Annotated in this window: 17 protein-coding genes and 1 pseudogene; 11 read left to right on the top strand and 7 right to left on the bottom strand. The window is 52.1% G+C overall.

The window, feature by feature from the left end; all coding sequences use genetic code 11:
* Positions 1-41: 41 nt before the first annotated feature.
* The 9 genes from murC to mutT all read left to right on the top strand — a co-directional run bounded on the left by murC (position 42) and on the right by mutT (position 10,710).
* A complete protein-coding gene (gene murC / locus ACUU1M_RS04080; RefSeq protein WP_001096033.1) occupies positions 42-1,517 on the top strand; it encodes a UDP-N-acetylmuramate--L-alanine ligase in 1,476 nt (491 codons plus the stop codon).
* Complete coding sequence (gene ddlB, locus ACUU1M_RS04075) at positions 1,510-2,430, top strand: D-alanine--D-alanine ligase (RefSeq protein WP_000130035.1); 921 nt, start codon at positions 1,510-1,512, stop codon at positions 2,428-2,430. The genes murC and ddlB overlap by 8 nt, the downstream gene beginning before the upstream one ends.
* Position 2,431: 1 nt before the next feature.
* Entirely contained in the window at positions 2,432-3,262 is an 831-nt protein-coding gene (gene ftsQ, locus ACUU1M_RS04070; RefSeq protein ID WP_000075753.1) for a cell division protein FtsQ, read from the top strand.
* Positions 3,259-4,521: a cell division protein FtsA gene (gene ftsA / locus ACUU1M_RS04065; protein ID WP_000588474.1), complete on the top strand. Its 1,263-nt coding sequence runs from the start codon at positions 3,259-3,261 to the stop codon at positions 4,519-4,521. Before ftsQ ends, ftsA begins: the two co-directional genes overlap by 4 nt.
* A gap of 60 nt (positions 4,522-4,581) precedes the next feature.
* Positions 4,582-5,733, top strand: a complete 1,152-nt coding sequence (gene ftsZ / locus ACUU1M_RS04060) for a cell division protein FtsZ (protein WP_000462776.1) — start codon at positions 4,582-4,584, stop codon at positions 5,731-5,733.
* A gap of 100 nt (positions 5,734-5,833) precedes the next feature.
* Positions 5,834-6,751, top strand: a complete 918-nt coding sequence (gene lpxC, locus ACUU1M_RS04055; protein ID WP_000595482.1) for a UDP-3-O-acyl-N-acetylglucosamine deacetylase — start codon at positions 5,834-5,836, stop codon at positions 6,749-6,751.
* 230 nt (positions 6,752-6,981) lie between these two features.
* A complete protein-coding gene (gene secM, locus ACUU1M_RS04050; RefSeq protein WP_000014321.1) occupies positions 6,982-7,494 on the top strand; it encodes a secA translation cis-regulator SecM in 513 nt (170 codons plus the stop codon).
* 61 nt (positions 7,495-7,555) lie between these two features.
* Positions 7,556-10,261 (top strand): preprotein translocase subunit SecA, encoded by a 2,706-nt coding sequence (gene secA / locus ACUU1M_RS04045; RefSeq protein WP_000905792.1) that lies wholly within the window; start codon positions 7,556-7,558, stop codon positions 10,259-10,261.
* A 59-nt stretch (positions 10,262-10,320) separates the two neighbouring features.
* Positions 10,321-10,710 carry an 8-oxo-dGTP diphosphatase MutT gene (mutT, locus tag ACUU1M_RS04040; RefSeq protein WP_000736027.1) on the top strand — a complete coding sequence of 130 codons (390 nt, stop codon included), beginning with the start codon at positions 10,321-10,323 and terminating at the stop codon, positions 10,708-10,710.
* Between the two features lie 99 nt (positions 10,711-10,809).
* On the opposite strand, the gene yacG is transcribed toward mutT, so the two are convergent.
* Genes yacG through coaE form a run of 3 tightly spaced genes read right to left on the bottom strand, consistent with a single transcriptional unit; the run spans position 10,810 to position 12,380 of the window.
* Positions 10,810-11,007, bottom strand: a complete 198-nt coding sequence (gene yacG, locus ACUU1M_RS04035; protein ID WP_000005035.1) for a DNA gyrase inhibitor YacG — start codon at positions 11,005-11,007, stop codon at positions 10,810-10,812.
* Between the two features lie 9 nt (positions 11,008-11,016).
* Positions 11,017-11,760 (bottom strand): cell division protein ZapD, encoded by a 744-nt coding sequence (gene zapD, locus ACUU1M_RS04030; RefSeq protein ID WP_001194737.1) that lies wholly within the window; start codon positions 11,758-11,760, stop codon positions 11,017-11,019.
* Entirely contained in the window at positions 11,760-12,380 is a 621-nt protein-coding gene (coaE, locus tag ACUU1M_RS04025) for a dephospho-CoA kinase (RefSeq protein ID WP_000540596.1), read from the bottom strand. The genes zapD and coaE overlap by 1 nt, the downstream gene beginning before the upstream one ends.
* Positions 12,381-12,404: 24 nt before the next feature.
* On the opposite strand from coaE, the pseudogene ACUU1M_RS04020 reads away from it, so the two are divergent.
* Together ACUU1M_RS04020 and guaC are read left to right on the top strand one after the other, a co-directional pair.
* A pseudogene (locus ACUU1M_RS04020) lies at positions 12,405-12,443 on the top strand (hypothetical protein).
* Between the two features lie 161 nt (positions 12,444-12,604).
* On the top strand, positions 12,605-13,636 hold the full coding sequence (gene guaC, locus ACUU1M_RS04015) for a GMP reductase (protein ID WP_001217370.1): 1,032 nt from the start codon (positions 12,605-12,607) through the stop codon (positions 13,634-13,636).
* Between the two features lie 34 nt (positions 13,637-13,670).
* Here the strand turns inward: guaC and hofC are convergent, their stop codons facing one another.
* The 4 genes from hofC to nadC all read right to left on the bottom strand — a co-directional run bounded on the left by hofC (position 13,671) and on the right by nadC (position 17,794).
* Positions 13,671-14,873: a protein transport protein HofC gene (gene hofC / locus ACUU1M_RS04010; RefSeq protein WP_000157257.1), complete on the bottom strand. Its 1,203-nt coding sequence runs from the start codon at positions 14,871-14,873 to the stop codon at positions 13,671-13,673.
* Positions 14,863-16,248, bottom strand: coding sequence for a type II secretion system protein GspE (gene gspE, locus ACUU1M_RS04005; protein WP_152028876.1), 1,386 nt, complete (start codon positions 16,246-16,248; stop codon positions 14,863-14,865). Before gspE ends, hofC begins: the two co-directional genes overlap by 11 nt.
* A 9-nt stretch (positions 16,249-16,257) precedes the next feature.
* Positions 16,258-16,698, bottom strand: coding sequence for a prepilin peptidase-dependent pilin (gene ppdD / locus ACUU1M_RS04000; RefSeq protein ID WP_000360900.1), 441 nt, complete (start codon positions 16,696-16,698; stop codon positions 16,258-16,260).
* 202 nt (positions 16,699-16,900) lie between these two features.
* The gene (gene nadC / locus ACUU1M_RS03995) at positions 16,901-17,794 is read right to left on the bottom strand and encodes a carboxylating nicotinate-nucleotide diphosphorylase (protein WP_001135156.1); all 894 of its coding nucleotides are present in this window, start codon (positions 17,792-17,794) and stop codon (positions 16,901-16,903) included.
* Positions 17,795-17,856: the final 62 nt, after the last annotated feature.

The following is a 17,856-nucleotide window of genomic DNA, read 5'->3' as shown; positions in this document are numbered from 1 at the left end:
CTTTTGCATCGTATGAATTTAAGAAGTTAATGGCGTAAAGAATGAATACACAACAATTGGCAAAACTGCGTTCCATCGTGCCCGAAATGCGTCGCGTTCGGCACATACATTTTGTCGGCATTGGTGGTGCCGGTATGGGCGGTATTGCCGAAGTTCTGGCCAATGAAGGTTATCAGATCAGTGGTTCCGATTTAGCGCCAAATCCGGTCACGCAGCAGTTACTGAATCTGGGTGCGACGATTTATTTCAACCATCGCCCGGAAAACGTACGTGATGCCAGCGTGGTCGTTGTTTCCAGCGCCATTTCTGCCGACAACCCGGAAATTGTCGCAGCTCATGAAGCGCGTATTCCGGTGATCCGTCGTGCCGAAATGCTGGCTGAGTTAATGCGTTTTCGTCATGGCATCGCCATTGCAGGAACGCACGGCAAAACGACAACTACCGCGATGGTTTCCAGCATCTACGCAGAAGCGGGGCTCGACCCAACCTTCGTTAACGGCGGGCTGGTAAAAGCGGCGGGGGTTCATGCGCGTTTGGGGCATGGTCGGTACCTGATTGCCGAAGCAGATGAGAGTGATGCATCGTTCCTGCATCTGCAACCGATGGTGGCGATTGTCACCAATATCGAAGCCGACCACATGGATACCTACCAGGGCGACTTTGAGAATTTAAAACAGACCTTTATTAATTTTCTGCACAACCTGCCTTTTTACGGTCGTGCGGTGATGTGTGTTGATGATCCGGTGATCCGCGAATTGTTACCGCGTGTGGGACGTCAGACCACAACTTACGGCTTCAGCGAAGATGCCGACGTGCGTGTAGAAGATTATCAGCAGATTGGCCCGCAGGGGCACTTTACGCTGCTGCGTCAGGACAAAGAGCCGATGCGCGTCACCCTGAATGCGCCAGGCCGTCATAACGCGCTGAACGCCGCAGCTGCGGTTGCGGTTGCTACGGAAGAGGGAATTGACGACGAGGCTATTTTGCGTGCGCTGGAGAGCTTCCAGGGGACTGGTCGCCGTTTTGATTTCCTCGGTGAATTCCCGCTGGAGCCAGTGAATGGTAAAAGCGGTACGGCAATGCTGGTCGATGACTACGGCCACCACCCGACGGAAGTTGACGCCACCATTAAAGCGGCGCGCGCAGGCTGGCCGGATAAAAACTTGGTAATGCTGTTTCAGCCGCACCGTTTTACCCGTACGCGCGACCTGTATGATGATTTCGCCAATGTGCTGACGCAGGTTGATACCCTGTTGATGCTGGAAGTGTATCCGGCTGGCGAAGCGCCAATTCCGGGAGCGGACAGCCGTTCGCTGTGTCGCACAATTCGTGGACGTGGGAAAATTGATCCCATTCTGGTGCCGGACCCTGCGCAGGTAGCCGAGATGCTGGCACCGGTATTAACCGGTAACGACCTGATTCTCGTTCAGGGGGCTGGTAATATCGGAAAAATTGCCCGTTCTTTAGCTGAAATCAAACTGAAGCCGCAAACTCCGGAGGAAGAACAACATGACTGATAAAATCGCGGTCCTGTTGGGCGGGACTTCCGCTGAGCGGGAAGTTTCTCTGAATTCTGGCGCAGCGGTGTTAGCCGGGCTGCGTGAAGGCGGTATTGATGCGTATCCTGTCGACCCGAAAGAAGTCGACGTGACGCAACTGAAGTCGATGGGTTTTCAGAAAGTGTTTATCGCGCTACACGGTCGCGGCGGTGAAGATGGTACGCTGCAGGGCATGCTCGAGCTGATGGGCTTGCCTTATACCGGCAGCGGAGTGATGGCATCTGCGCTTTCAATAGATAAACTACGCAGCAAACTTCTGTGGCAAGGTGCCGGTTTACCGGTCGCGCCGTGGGTAGCGTTAACCCGCGCAGAGTTTGAAAAAGGCCTGAGCGATAAGCAGTTAGCAGAAATTTCTGCTCTGGGTTTGCCGGTTATCGTTAAGCCGAGCCGCGAAGGTTCCAGTGTGGGAATGTCAAAAGTAGTAGCAGAAAATGCTCTACAAGATGCATTAAGATTGGCATTTCAGCACGATGAAGAAGTATTGATTGAAAAATGGCTAAGTGGGCCGGAGTTCACGGTTGCGATACTCGGTGAAGAAATTTTACCGTCAATACGTATTCAACCGTCCGGAACCTTCTATGATTATGAGGCGAAGTATCTCTCTGATGAGACACAGTATTTCTGCCCCGCAGGTCTGGAAGCGTCACAAGAGGCCAATTTGCAGGCATTAGTGCTGAAAGCATGGACGACGTTAGGTTGCAAAGGATGGGGACGTATTGACGTTATGCTGGACAGCGATGGACAGTTTTATCTGCTGGAAGCCAATACCTCACCGGGTATGACCAGCCACAGCCTGGTGCCGATGGCGGCACGTCAGGCAGGTATGAGCTTCTCGCAGTTGGTAGTACGAATTCTGGAACTGGCGGACTAATATGTCGCAGGCTGCTCTGAACACGCGAAACAGCGAAGAAGAGGTTTCTTCTCGCCGCAATAATGGAACGCGTCTGGCGGGGATCCTTTTCCTGCTGACCGTTTTAACGACAGTGTTGGTGAGCGGCTGGGTCGTGTTGAGCTGGATGGAAGATGCGCAACGCCTGCCGCTCTCAAAGCTGGTGTTGACCGGTGAACGCCATTACACGCGTAATGACGATATCCGGCAGTCGATCCTGGCATTGGGTGAGCCGGGTACCTTTATGACCCAGGATGTCAACATCATCCAGACGCAAATAGAACAACGCCTGCCGTGGATTAAGCAGGTGAGCGTCAGAAAGCAGTGGCCTGATGAATTGAAGATTCATCTGGTTGAATATGTGCCGATTGCGCGGTGGAATGATCAACACATGGTAGACGCGGAAGGAAACACCTTCAGCGTGCCGCCAGATCGCACCAGCAAGCAGGTGCTTCCAATGCTGTATGGCCCGGAAGGCAGCGCTAATGAAGTGTTGCAGGGCTATCGCGAAATGGGGCAGATGCTGGCAAAGGACAGATTTACTCTGAAGGAAGCGGCGATGACCGCGCGGCGTTCCTGGCAGTTGACGCTGAATAACGATATTAAGCTCAATCTTGGCCGGGGCGATACGATGAAACGTTTGGCTCGCTTTGTAGAACTTTATCCGGTTTTACAGCAGCAGGCGCAAACCGATGGCAAACGGATTAGCTACGTTGATTTGCGTTATGACTCTGGAGCTGCAGTAGGCTGGGCGCCCTTGCCGCCAGAGGAATCTACTCAGCAACAAAATCAGGCACAGGCAGAACAACAATGATCAAGGCGACGGACAGAAAACTGGTAGTAGGACTGGAAATTGGTACCGCGAAGGTTGCCGCTTTAGTAGGGGAAGTTCTGCCCGACGGTATGGTCAATATCATTGGCGTGGGCAGCTGCCCGTCACGTGGTATGGATAAAGGCGGGGTGAACGACCTCGAATCCGTGGTCAAGTGCGTACAACGCGCCATTGACCAGGCAGAATTGATGGCAGATTGTCAGATCTCTTCGGTATATCTGGCGCTTTCTGGTAAGCACATCAGCTGCCAGAATGAAATTGGTATGGTGCCTATTTCTGAAGAAGAAGTGACGCAAGAAGATGTGGAAAACGTCGTCCATACCGCGAAATCGGTGCGTGTGCGCGATGAGCATCGTGTGCTGCATGTGATCCCGCAAGAGTATGCGATTGACTATCAGGAAGGGATCAAGAATCCGGTAGGACTTTCGGGTGTGCGGATGCAGGCAAAAGTGCACCTGATCACATGTCACAACGATATGGCGAAAAACATCGTCAAAGCGGTTGAACGTTGTGGGCTGAAAGTTGACCAACTGATATTTGCCGGACTGGCATCAAGTTATTCGGTATTGACGGAAGATGAACGTGAACTGGGTGTCTGCGTCGTCGATATCGGTGGTGGTACAATGGATATCGCCGTTTATACCGGTGGGGCATTGCGCCACACTAAGGTAATTCCTTATGCTGGCAATGTCGTGACCAGTGATATCGCTTACGCCTTTGGCACGCCGCCAAGCGACGCCGAAGCGATTAAAGTTCGCCACGGTTGTGCGCTGGGTTCCATCGTTGGAAAAGATGAGAGCGTGGAAGTACCGAGCGTAGGCGGTCGTCCGCCGCGGAGTCTGCAACGTCAGACCCTGGCAGAGGTGATCGAGCCGCGCTATACCGAGTTGCTCAACCTGGTCAACGAAGAGATATTGCAGTTGCAGGAAAAGCTTCGCCAACAAGGGGTTAAACATCACTTGGCGGCAGGCATTGTATTAACCGGTGGCGCAGCGCAGATCGAAGGTCTTGCAGCCTGTGCTCAGCGCGTGTTTCATACGCAAGTGCGTATCGGCGCGCCGCTGAACATTACCGGTTTAACGGATTATGCTCAGGAGCCGTATTATTCGACGGCGGTGGGATTGCTTCACTATGGGAAAGAGTCACATCTTAACGGTGAAGCTGAAGTAGAAAAACGTGTTACAGCATCAGTTGGCTCGTGGATCAAGCGACTCAATAGTTGGTTGCGAAAAGAGTTTTAATTTTTATGAGGCCGACGATGATTACGGCCTCAGGCGACAGGCACAAATCGGAGAGAAACTATGTTTGAACCAATGGAACTTACCAATGACGCGGTGATTAAAGTCATCGGCGTCGGTGGCGGCGGCGGTAATGCTGTTGAACACATGGTGCGCGAGCGTATTGAAGGTGTTGAATTCTTCGCGGTAAATACCGATGCACAAGCGCTGCGTAAAACAGCGGTTGGACAGACGATTCAAATCGGTAGCGGTATCACCAAAGGACTGGGCGCTGGCGCTAATCCAGAAGTTGGCCGCAATGCGGCTGATGAGGATCGCGATGCATTGCGTGCGGCGCTGGAAGGTGCAGACATGGTCTTTATTGCTGCGGGTATGGGTGGTGGTACCGGTACAGGTGCAGCACCAGTCGTCGCTGAAGTGGCAAAAGATTTGGGTATCCTGACCGTTGCTGTCGTCACTAAGCCTTTCAACTTTGAAGGCAAGAAGCGTATGGCATTCGCCGAGCAGGGGATCACTGAACTGTCCAAGCATGTGGACTCTCTGATCACTATCCCGAACGACAAACTGCTGAAAGTTCTGGGCCGCGGTATCTCCCTGCTGGATGCGTTTGGCGCAGCGAACGATGTACTGAAAGGCGCTGTGCAAGGTATCGCCGAACTGATTACTCGTCCGGGTTTGATGAACGTGGACTTTGCAGACGTACGCACCGTAATGTCTGAAATGGGCTACGCAATGATGGGTTCTGGCGTGGCGAGCGGTGAAGACCGTGCGGAAGAAGCTGCTGAAATGGCTATCTCTTCTCCGCTGCTGGAAGATATCGACCTGTCTGGCGCGCGCGGCGTGCTGGTTAACATCACGGCGGGCTTCGACCTGCGTCTGGATGAGTTCGAAACGGTAGGTAACACCATCCGTGCATTTGCTTCCGACAACGCGACTGTGGTTATCGGTACTTCTCTTGACCCGGATATGAATGACGAGCTGCGCGTAACCGTTGTTGCGACAGGTATCGGCATGGACAAACGTCCTGAAATCACTCTGGTGACCAATAAGCAGGTTCAGCAGCCAGTGATGGATCGCTACCAGCAGCATGGGATGGCTCCGCTGACCCAGGAGCAGAAGCCGGTTGCTAAAGTAGTGAATGACAATGCGCCGCAAACTGCGAAAGAGCCGGATTATCTGGATATCCCAGCATTCCTACGTAAGCAAGCTGATTAAGAATTGACTGGAATTTGGGTTTCGAGGCTCTTTGTGCTAAACTGGCCCGCCGAATGTATAGTACACTTCGGTTGGATAGGTAATTTGGCGAGATAATACGATGATCAAACAAAGGACACTTAAACGTATCGTTCAGGCGACGGGTGTCGGTTTACATACCGGCAAGAAAGTCACCCTGACGTTACGCCCTGCGCCGGCCAACACCGGGGTCATCTATCGTCGCACCGACTTGAATCCACCGGTAGATTTCCCGGCCGATGCCAAATCTGTGCGTGATACCATGCTCTGTACGTGTCTGGTCAACGAGCATGATGTACGGATTTCAACCGTAGAGCACCTCAATGCTGCTCTCGCGGGCCTGGGCATCGATAACATTGTTATCGAAGTTAACGCGCCGGAAATCCCGATCATGGACGGCAGCGCCGCTCCGTTTGTATACCTGCTGCTTGACGCCGGTATCGACGAGTTGAACTGCGCCAAAAAATTTGTCCGCATCAAAGAGACTGTTCGTGTCGAAGATGGCGATAAGTGGGCTGAATTTAAGCCGTACAATGGTTTTTCGCTGGATTTCACCATCGATTTTAACCATCCGGCTATTGATTCCAGCAACCAGCGCTATGCGATGAACTTCTCCGCTGATGCGTTTATGCGCCAGATCAGCCGTGCGCGTACGTTCGGTTTCATGCGTGATATCGAATATCTGCAGTCCCGTGGTTTGTGCCTGGGCGGCAGCTTCGATTGTGCCATCGTTGTTGACGATTATCGCGTACTGAACGAAGACGGCCTGCGTTTTGAAGACGAATTTGTGCGTCACAAAATGCTCGATGCGATCGGTGACTTGTTCATGTGTGGTCACAATATTATTGGTGCATTTACCGCTTATAAATCCGGTCATGCACTGAATAACAAACTGCTGCAGGCTGTCCTGGCGAAACAGGAAGCCTGGGAATATGTGACCTTCCAGGACGACGCAGAACTGCCGTTGGCCTTCAAAGCGCCTTCAGCTGTACTGGCATAACGACATTTATACTGTCGTATAAAATTCGACTGGCAAATCTGGCACTCTCTCCGGCCAGGTGAACCAGTCGTTTTTTTTTGAATTTTATAAGAGCTATAAAAAACGGTGCGAACGCTGTTTTCTTAAGCACTTTTACGCACAACTTATCTTCATTCGTGCTGTGGACTTCAGGCTTTAATGATAAGATTTGTGCGCTAAATACGTTTGAATTCGATCGGGATGGCAATAACGTGAGTGGAATACTGACGCGCTGGCGACAGTTTGGTAAACGCTACTTCTGGCCGCATCTCTTATTAGGGATGGTCGCGGCGAGTTTAGGTTTGCCTGCGCTCAGCAACGCCGCCGAACCAAACGCGCCCGCAAAAGCGACAACCCGCAACCACGAGCCTTCAGCCAAAGTTAACTTTGGTCAATTGGCCTTGCTGGAAGCGAACACGCGCCGCCCGAATTCGAACTATTCCGTTGATTACTGGCATCAACATGCTATTCGCACGGTAATCCGTCATCTTTCTTTCGCAATGGCACCGCAAACACTGCCCGTTGCTGAAGAATCTTTGCCTCTTCAGGCGCAACATCTTGCATTACTGGATACGCTCAGTGCGCTGCTGACCCAGGAAGGCACGCCGTCTGAAAAGGGTTATCGCATTGATTATGCGCATTTTACCCCACAAGCAAAATTCAGCACGCCCGTCTGGATAAGCCAGGCGCAAGGCATCCGTGCTGGCCCTCAACGCCTCACCTAACAACAATAAACCTTTACTTCATTTTATTAACTCCGCAACGCGGGGTGTTTGAGATTTTATTATGCTAATCAAATTGTTAACTAAAGTTTTCGGTAGTCGTAACGATCGCACCCTGCGCCGGATGCGCAAAGTGGTCAACATCATCAATGCCATGGAACCGGAGATGGAAAAACTCTCCGATGAAGAACTGAAAGGGAAAACCGCAGAGTTTCGTGCGCGTCTGGAAAAAGGCGAAGTGCTGGAAAATCTGATCCCGGAAGCTTTCGCCGTGGTGCGTGAGGCAAGTAAGCGCGTCTTTGGTATGCGTCACTTCGACGTTCAGTTACTCGGCGGTATGGTTCTTAACGAACGCTGCATCGCCGAAATGCGTACCGGTGAAGGTAAAACCCTGACCGCAACGCTGCCTGCTTACCTGAACGCACTAACCGGTAAAGGCGTGCACGTAGTTACCGTCAACGACTACCTGGCGCAACGTGACGCCGAAAACAACCGTCCGCTGTTTGAATTCCTTGGCCTGACTGTTGGTATCAACCTGCCGGGCATGCCAGCACCGGCAAAGCGCGAAGCTTACGCAGCTGACATCACTTACGGTACGAACAACGAATACGGCTTTGACTACCTGCGCGACAACATGGCGTTCAGCCCTGAAGAACGTGTACAGCGTAAACTGCACTATGCGCTGGTGGACGAAGTGGACTCCATCCTGATCGATGAAGCGCGTACACCGCTGATCATTTCCGGCCCGGCAGAAGACAGCTCGGAAATGTATAAACGCGTGAATAAAATTATTCCGCACCTGATCCGTCAGGAAAAAGAAGACTCCGAAACCTTCCAGGGCGAAGGCCACTTCTCGGTGGACGAAAAATCTCGCCAGGTGAACCTGACCGAACGTGGTCTGGTGCTGATTGAAGAACTGCTGGTGAAAGAGGGCATCATGGATGAAGGGGAGTCTCTGTACTCTCCGGCCAACATCATGCTGATGCACCACGTAACGGCGGCGCTGCGCGCTCATGCGCTGTTTACCCGTGACGTCGACTACATCGTTAAAGATGGTGAAGTTATCATCGTTGACGAACACACCGGTCGTACCATGCAGGGCCGACGCTGGTCCGATGGTCTGCACCAGGCTGTGGAAGCGAAAGAAGGTGTGCAGATCCAGAACGAAAACCAAACGCTGGCTTCGATCACCTTCCAGAACTACTTCCGTCTGTATGAAAAACTGGCGGGGATGACCGGTACTGCTGATACCGAAGCTTTCGAATTTAGCTCCATCTACAAACTGGATACCGTCGTTGTTCCGACCAACCGTCCAATGATTCGTAAAGATCTGCCGGACCTGGTCTACATGACTGAAGCGGAAAAAATTCAGGCGATCATTGAAGATATCAAAGAACGTACTGCGAAAGGCCAGCCGGTGCTGGTGGGTACTATCTCCATCGAAAAATCGGAGCTGGTGTCAAACGAACTGACCAAAGCCGGTATTAAGCACAATGTCCTGAACGCCAAATTCCACGCCAACGAAGCGGCGATTGTTGCTCAGGCAGGTTATCCGGCTGCGGTGACTATCGCGACCAACATGGCGGGTCGTGGTACAGATATTGTGCTCGGAGGTAGCTGGCAGGCAGAAGTTGCCGCGCTGGAAAATCCGACCGCAGAGCAAATTGAAAAAATTAAAGCCGACTGGCAGGTACGTCACGATGCGGTACTGGAAGCAGGTGGCCTGCATATCATCGGTACCGAGCGTCACGAATCCCGTCGTATCGATAACCAGTTGCGCGGTCGTTCTGGTCGTCAGGGGGATGCTGGTTCTTCCCGTTTCTACCTGTCGATGGAAGATGCGCTGATGCGTATTTTTGCTTCCGACCGAGTATCCGGCATGATGCGTAAACTGGGTATGAAGCCAGGCGAAGCCATTGAACACCCGTGGGTGACTAAAGTGATTGCCAACGCCCAGCGTAAAGTTGAAAGTCGTAACTTCGACATTCGTAAGCAACTGCTGGAATATGATGACGTGGCTAACGATCAGCGTCGCGCCATTTACTCCCAGCGTAACGAACTGCTGGATGTCAGCGATGTGAGCGAAACCATCAACAGCATTCGTGAAGATGTGTTCAAAGCCACCATTGATGCCTACATTCCGCCACAGTCGCTGGAAGAAATGTGGGATATTCCGGGGCTGCAGGAACGTCTGAAGAACGATTTCGACCTCGATTTACCAATTGCCGAGTGGCTGGATAAAGAACCAGAACTGCATGAAGAGACGCTGCGTGAGCGCATTCTGGCGCAGTCCATCGAAGTGTATCAGCGTAAAGAAGAAGTGGTTGGTGCTGAGATGATGCGTCACTTCGAGAAAGGCGTCATGCTGCAAACGCTTGACTCCCTGTGGAAAGAGCACCTGGCAGCGATGGACTATCTGCGTCAGGGTATCCACCTGCGTGGCTATGCACAGAAAGATCCGAAGCAGGAATACAAACGTGAATCGTTCTCCATGTTTGCAGCGATGCTGGAGTCGTTGAAATATGAAGTTATCAGTACGCTGAGCAAAGTTCAGGTACGTATGCCTGAAGAGGTTGAGGAGCTGGAACAACAGCGTCGTATGGAAGCCGAGCGTTTAGCACAAATGCAGCAGCTTAGCCATCAGGATGACGACTCTGCAGCCGCAGCTGCACTGGCGGCGCAAACCGGCGAACGCAAAGTAGGACGTAACGATCCTTGCCCGTGCGGTTCTGGTAAAAAATACAAGCAGTGCCATGGTCGCCTGCAATAAAAGCTAACAGTTGAAGTAAAAGGCGCAGGATTCTGCGCCTTTTTTATAGGTTTAAGACAATGAAAAAGCTGCAAATTGCGGTAGGTATTATTCGCAACGAGAACAATGAAATCTTTATAACACGTCGCGCAGCAGATGCGCACATGGCGAATAAACTGGAGTTTCCCGGCGGTAAAATTGAAATGGGCGAAACGCCGGAACAGGCGGTAGTGCGTGAACTTCAGGAAGAGGTCGGGATTACCCCACAACATTTTTCGCTATTTGAAAAACTGGAATATGAATTCCCGGACAGGCATATAACTCTGTGGTTCTGGCTGGTCGAAAGTTGGGAAGGGGTGCCGTGGGGTAAAGAAGGGCAACCCGGTGAGTGGATGTCGCTGGTCGGTCTTAATGCCGATGATTTTCCGCCAGCCAATGAACCGGTAATTGCGAAGCTTAAGCGTCTGTAGGTCGGATAAGGCGTTCACGCCGCATCCGACATTTGCACAAGATGCCTGATGCGACGCTGTCCGCGTCTTATCAGGCCTACGTGAGGCATCAGACAAATGTCACTGCTTTGGCTCTTCGCTCCAGTCATCGCTTTCGGAAAGATCGCCACTGTTGGGGATTCGTTTTTCTTCAGCAGCCCATTCTCCGAGGTCGATCAGCTGACAACGTTTGGAGCAAAATGGCCGAAACGGGCTGATTTCACCCCACACCACCGTTTTCCCGCAGGTTGGGCAATTCACCGTAATAGTTTCTGACATTTTTACTCCTTAGCAACAGGCCAGTTCGAAATCCAGACGTTCCGGTACCTGTCCGTTTTCAGTGTCCAGCGGCATAAAACGAATGGCAAAACGGCTCTTATGTCCGGAAATTTGCGGATAAAGCTGTGAATCGAGCGACAGATTCAGGCGCAGCAAGTCGGCATCGCCACCGTTATCCTGATAAAAACCATTCAGGCTGGTTTGTTTACGGAAGGGGGCCGACTGGCGAATTAAATCCAGCACCATGGTAAGTGCCTGGGTGAGCGGGTTCAGGCTGGCAATCCAGGTTTCTACCTGGCTGTCGCGCTGCGCCTGGGGTAGATGCAGCCAAATGTGCAATGTAGGTAAATCAAAGCTGCAACAGCCGCCTGGGATGCTCAGTCGCTGACGCACCAGAGCAATCAAACGATCTTCACGCAGAAATTGCCCGATACGCGGCGCGGAAATTAATACGCTCCCCGCCGCTTTTAACTGCTGAATTAATGCTTCAATACGGCTCTGGTCCACGCCAGGCACGCCAATCCAGGTCTGGAGTTTACGTTGCTGCCGGTTAAGTTCTTTCAACAGCTCAGTGCGGACTTCGCCGCGCTCGAAAACATCCAGTAATTCACTGACATTACGGAAGAAATGCAGCGCGCCAGCGTGGTCAACGATGGGTAAATTAACGGTGAGTTGCTGAATCAAAAACTCAATGCGCAGCCATGTACGCATTTTTTCATTTAGTGGATGTTCAAAAAGGACCTGGGTCTGCATTACGGTTTTTCCTGTGAGACAAACTGCGACGCAAGCTGCAAATAGTGTGCGTGCAGGCGGGCAACATCCGATGCGATAGCATCCGGTGCGCCGTTATTATCAATGACGTCATCTGCCACGGCAAGGCGGGCTTCGCGCGTTGCCTGAGCAGCAAGGATTTGTTCGACATGTTCGCGAGTTACATCATCGCGCTGCATGGTGCGCTTAAGTTGCGTTTCTGGGCTGACATCCACCACCAGCACTCGATTCGCTTTTTTATACAGTGAGTTTTCTACCAGCAATGGCACAACCCACAGTACATAGGGGGAAGTTGCTTGCTGGATCTGGTGTTGCGTCTCTTGCTGAATCAGCGGATGCAGCAGGTCGTTAAGCCAGTTTTTCTCTTCCGGGTTGGCGAAGATCCGCTCGCGCAAGGCCCGGCGCTGCAATGTTCCATCAGCAGCAATCATGTTTTCGCCAAAGTGATCAGCAATGGCATGTAGCGCAGGTGCACCTGGTTCAACCACCTGACGCGCAATAATATCGGCATCAATGACGTTAATTCCGAGATCAGCAAACGCATTGGCAACGGTACTCTTACCACTGCCAATGCCTCCCGTTAAGGCAACTATATACCCCATAATTTATATTCCCGGGAATTCATCATGATTATCAAAACGTTAAAAATGAGCGCGCGAAAGTGAAATTGATGAAACGTTCGCTCACTATTTACCAGGTAAATTTATGGGATTGTAGCGTAAAAAAAGACAATTTCGCAGTCTTGCGCCGCATTGATTAGTGCGTATGATAGCGTCACTGGAGTTGCGCTCTTACCCTTATAGCCATTAACCCCAGGAATCCGCACATGCGTATTGAAGAAGATCTGAAGTTAGGTTTTAAAGACGTTCTCATCCGCCCTAAACGCTCCACTCTTAAAAGCCGTTCGGAACGTCAATTCACCTTCAAACATTCAGGTCAGAGCTGGTCCGGCGTGCCGATTATCGCCGCAAATATGGACACCGTAGGCACATTTTCTATGGCCTCTGCGCTGGCTTCTTTTGATATTCTGACTGCTGTGCATAAACACTTTTCTGTCGAAGAGTGGCAAGCGTTTATCAACAATTCTTCCGCTGATGTGCTGAAACATGTGATGGTTTCTACCGGCACGTCTGATGCGGATTTCGAAAAAACTAAACAGATTCTCGACCTGAACCCGGCATTAAACTTCGTTTGTATTGATGTGGCGAATGGTTATTCCGAACACTTCGTGCAGTTCGTTGCGAAAGCGCGTGAAGCGTGGCCGACCAAAACCATTTGTGCTGGCAACGTAGTGACTGGTGAAATGTGTGAGGAGCTTATCCTCTCCGGTGCTGATATCGTTAAAGTTGGCATTGGCCCAGGTTCTGTTTGTACAACTCGCGTCAAAACAGGCGTCGGTTATCCGCAGCTTTCTGCGGTAATCGAATGTGCCGATGCGGCGCACGGTCTGGGCGGAATGATCGTCTGCGACGGTGGCTGTACCACGCCGGGCGATGTGGCGAAAGCCTTTGGCGGCGGTGCCGATTTCGTCATGCTTGGCGGCATGCTGGCGGGCCACGAAGAGAGCGGCGGTCGCATCGTTGAGGAGAACGGCGAGAAATTTATGCTGTTCTACGGCATGAGCTCCGAGTCTGCGATGAAACGTCACGTTGGCGGCGTTGCGGAATACCGCGCAGCAGAAGGTAAAACCGTTAAGCTGCCGCTGCGAGGCCCGGTTGAAAATACCGCGCGTGATATTTTGGGCGGCCTGCGTTCAGCTTGTACATACGTTGGGGCTTCACGCCTGAAAGAGCTGACCAAGCGCACCACGTTTATTCGTGTGCTGGAACAAGAAAACCGCATCTTCAACAACCTGTAATCTCCCAACGCTGGCGTGGAGCAACACGCCAGCGTTATCCCATCCCACTCATCGCATCGCCTAAATGGAAAATTGGCAGATACATTGCCACCACCAGCGTACCGATAATTCCTCCCGTTATGATCAGCAACGCCGGTTCCAGTAAGGCTGCGAGGTTATCCGCCAGCGCCATTGTGTTATCCCGATGATGATGGGCGAGGTTGTCTAACATGAGGTCCAGCGAGCCGGATGCCTCTCCTGTTCCCACTAATTGCAAACAGAGCGGGCTAAACTCACCGGCATTTTTTAGCGCCAGCCAGATGGGATGACCGTTACTGATATCGTGCTGGATTTGTGTCAGAAGTTGCACCCAGTACGGGCAGCGCATTGTTTCTCTGACGCTCTCTACGCCCTGTAAAAAAGTAATGCCTGCACTTTGTGTCAGCGCCAGAATCGTAAAGATCTGCGTGAGTTTTTGTCCCCTCATCAGTGAACCCATAATCGGGATGCGTAACAGCAATTTCTGCCGCGCGATAAGCCTGGTCGGGCGGCGCATCAGCAACTTATTGGCTATCGCCAGCAGAAAGCCGAACAACACCAGCAGCCAGCCCCATTCGCCACTAAAGTCTGCCAGCGTCATGATCCCCTGCGTTAGTGCCGGTAGTGGGGTGTTGAAGGTCTTATAGATAGCGGCAAACTCCGGCAGAACAAAATGCAGCATTGCCACAACCACCATGATTGCCATCGCTAAAATGATGATGGGATAACGCAACGCTGATTTCACTTTGTCGGTCAACTGACGCTGGGATTTTTGCTGACGCGCCAGTTCAAAGCAGCATTCATCCAGCTTACCGGTCAGTTCACCCGTGCGGATCATCGCCTGATAGAGCGGCGGAAATGCCTCTGACCAGGGTAATAAGGCATTGGAAAAAGCAATGCCCTGTTCGAGATCGTGCGCCAGCGATTGCAGCAACGCTTGCCATTGCTTACTGGGATGCTGTTCCGCCAGCAGAGCCAGCCCTTCAGAAAGCGTTAACCCGGCTTTAAGTAGCGTCGCCAGTTGATGAATGACTTCCGCGCTTTTATCTCCTCGCCACTGCGCAGAATTGATGGCGATTCGCTTCAGGCTTAGTGGGGTAACCATCTGTTGCTGTAGTGCCATAAGCAGTAAAGTACGGCTCTCTGCCCATAGCATCCCATCTTGCGCATTGCCGTCGCCGGTTATGCCATGCCAGCGCCAGAGTTGCTTACTTGCCATGCGGCATCCCCAGTACGCGGATTAACTCTTCAAAGGTGGTTAAGCCTTGCTCCACGGCCAGGCAGCCGTTTTCAAAAAGCGTACGCATACCCGCCTGTCGGGCGTGCGTTTCCAGCGATTCAACTTCAGTATTAGCGGAAATAAGCTGGCGTATGGCTGGTGTAATGGGCAGGACTTCAAACAAGGCGGTACGACCATAAAAACCGTGGTAGCAATGTACACAACCGGGTGCCTGCCAGTGGGGCAGCGGCGACGGCCATACAGTGTCTGGAATATGGATGGGCTCCCCTTGCTGTCGGCGACAATGTGGGCAAAGTTTACGTACCAGAGGCTGGGCTATTACCAGCGTAAGCGCCGATGATAGCATCCAGCGGGCGACCCCCATTTGCTGTAAACGTACCAGCGTTTCAGTGGTGGAATTGGTGTGTAGCGTGGACAACACCAGGTGACCGGTTTGCGCGGCTTTAATGGCAATTTCTGCCGTTTCGCCATCGCGGATCTCTCCGATCATGATGACGTCAGGATCCTGGCGCAATAACGCACGCAAAACACCCTGAAAGGTGAGCCCGGCACGCGGATGGATTTGCGTCTGGTTTAGTCCGGCTATGGGGATCTCAACCGGATCTTCGACGCTACAAATATTAATGTCAGCGGTATTCAGCGTTTGCAGGGCACTATAAAGCGTGACCGTTTTGCCGCTGCCTGTAGGGCCAGTTACCAGCACCAGTCCCTGTGGTTGTTGCAAGGCATGAGCAAAGTCCGCCAGTTGTAACGGCTGCATTCCCAGCGTGTTAACATCCAGTGCCTGGCTCACCTGCTGTAACAACCTTAATACCACCTTTTCACCACCCCGACATGGTAAGGTCGCAATACGAAATGAGACGGTGTTTCCTGCCAGTTCGACAGTGAATTGCCCGTCCTGCGGCAGGCGATGTTCCGCAATATCCAGGTTTCCCAGCACTTTTAATCTGGCTGTTAATGCGACTCCGGCATCCGGTGAAACATCCGGTAAAGGATGCAATACGCCGTCGATACGCAAGCGGATGCGGTAGGCATTGTCCGCTGGTTCGATATGAATATCAGACGCGCGTTGTTCCAGCGCAGATTGTAACGTTCGAGTCAGCAACTCTGCTTTGGGCTGATGCTTCTCCTGAACAGCTACGGGCAATGTCTGTTGTGTGCGACTGGCGTGACCTTCCATTTGTTGGCGCGTCCAGCAGGTGATCTCAATACGTTTGGTGGTAACGAAATGCAATGCGTCCAGCAACTCATGTGAGGGGGCATCGACCACCGCAACATGAACCACTTCTTCGCTGGCATCCAGCAAGACTCCCTGATAACGCAGGCACAGGGCCGTGAGCTGTGGAATATTCATTGCCGCTCCTTAGTTGGCGTCATCAAAGCGGAAGACATCTTCGCAGGCTTGCTGCAATGCGCTGTCACTTTGAATATTGCAGTTGCGCGCCCAGCCGGTGACGCCGTTTGCGTTATCCCAACCTGGCGTCATGACGACGCTTAGCCCATTGAGACTTTCTTGTCCGGTCAGCGACACCACGCCCTTTGCCACACTCATGGCTGAAACATAGCGGGTGGTAGTAGGCGAGGGAATGCCATTGCTGCCACCGTCGCAGGTATCTAATCCACCATGTTCCAGCGCGCACAACTCTACGGCGGTACGGTAAGGCACAAAGGTTTGTAGCATGTCGGTGAGTGCGGCTTTGCGCAGGTAGTTTTGATAAGCGGGAATACCAATGGCGCTTAAAATGGCAATGATACCAATAACCACCATCAATTCGATAAGTGTAAAACCGCGTTGCTTGTCCATCTGTTTCGCTCCTTGATTTGGTTGGTGCTACTTTGGCAAACGCCATCAGCACAGGCGAGGGGCAAAAAACGAAACGGGAAAGCAGATTCCGAGGTTTTTTATTTCGTTGCAGCGAAAGACAAGAAATTTGCGAGGCGTTACGAAGAAAGTTGGGGAAGGGGAGATTATCCGCCCGCGATGGAGCGGATAAATCTGTCAGCAATTAGCGAAAACGCATTGAAAGGTCGAGTGCTTGTACGTGTTTAGTTAGCGCACCGACGGAGATAAAGTCCACGCCCGTTTCGGCAAATTCGCGCAGTGTTTTGTCAGTGACGTTGCCAGACACTTCCAGTAGCGCCTTGCCGTTGGTGCGTTTGACGGCTTCGCGCATCTGTTCTGTTTCGAAGTTATCCAGCATGATGATATCGGCTCCGGCTTTCAGGGCCTCATCAAGTTCTTCCAGATTCTCTACTTCGACTTCTACTGGCGCATCCGGATGCAGCCAGGACGCTTTTTCGACCGCCTGGCGCACTGAGCCGGAGGCAATAATATGGTTTTCTTTGATCAGGAAGGCATCAGAAAGCCCCAGACGGTGATTCGCTCCGCCGCCGCAAAGTACCGCGTATTTCAGAGCTGAACGCAGGCCAGGTAAGGTTTTGCGCGTATCCAACAACTGCGTGTTGGTGCCTTCCAGTAATTCGACATAGTGGCGTACCTTACTGGCAACTCCTGAAAGGGTTTGCACAAAATTAAGCGCAGTGCGTTCGCCCGTTAACAGCAGGCGGGATGGGCCTTCAAGTTCGAACAAGGGTTGATTGGCGTTGATGACATCGCCGTCATCCACATGCCAGATTATGGTGACATCGTCGCCTGCCAGTTGAATAAACACCTCTTCAACCCAGCGTTTGCCACAAAATACGCCATTCTCGCGGGTGATCACCGTGGCATGAGAGCGAGAATTTTCCGGTAAAAGTTTTGCCGTAATGTCATTGTTGGCATCGACTGTTCCGCCTAAATCTTCCCGCAGCGCCTGGGCCACCGCGCCGGGGATATCGAGATTAATGCGTTCCAGCAGCTCGTCACGTCGGGTGTCAGGGTTGTAGCGGCGAGGCGGCATGTTAAAACTCCAGATAGCTAACGAATCATAAGGTAGAAACATGCTACTCTGAACCGGGTATT

The organism is Shigella sp. SIG6 (assembly GCF_053555815.1).
This window is presented reverse-complemented; position numbering and strand designations above follow the sequence as displayed.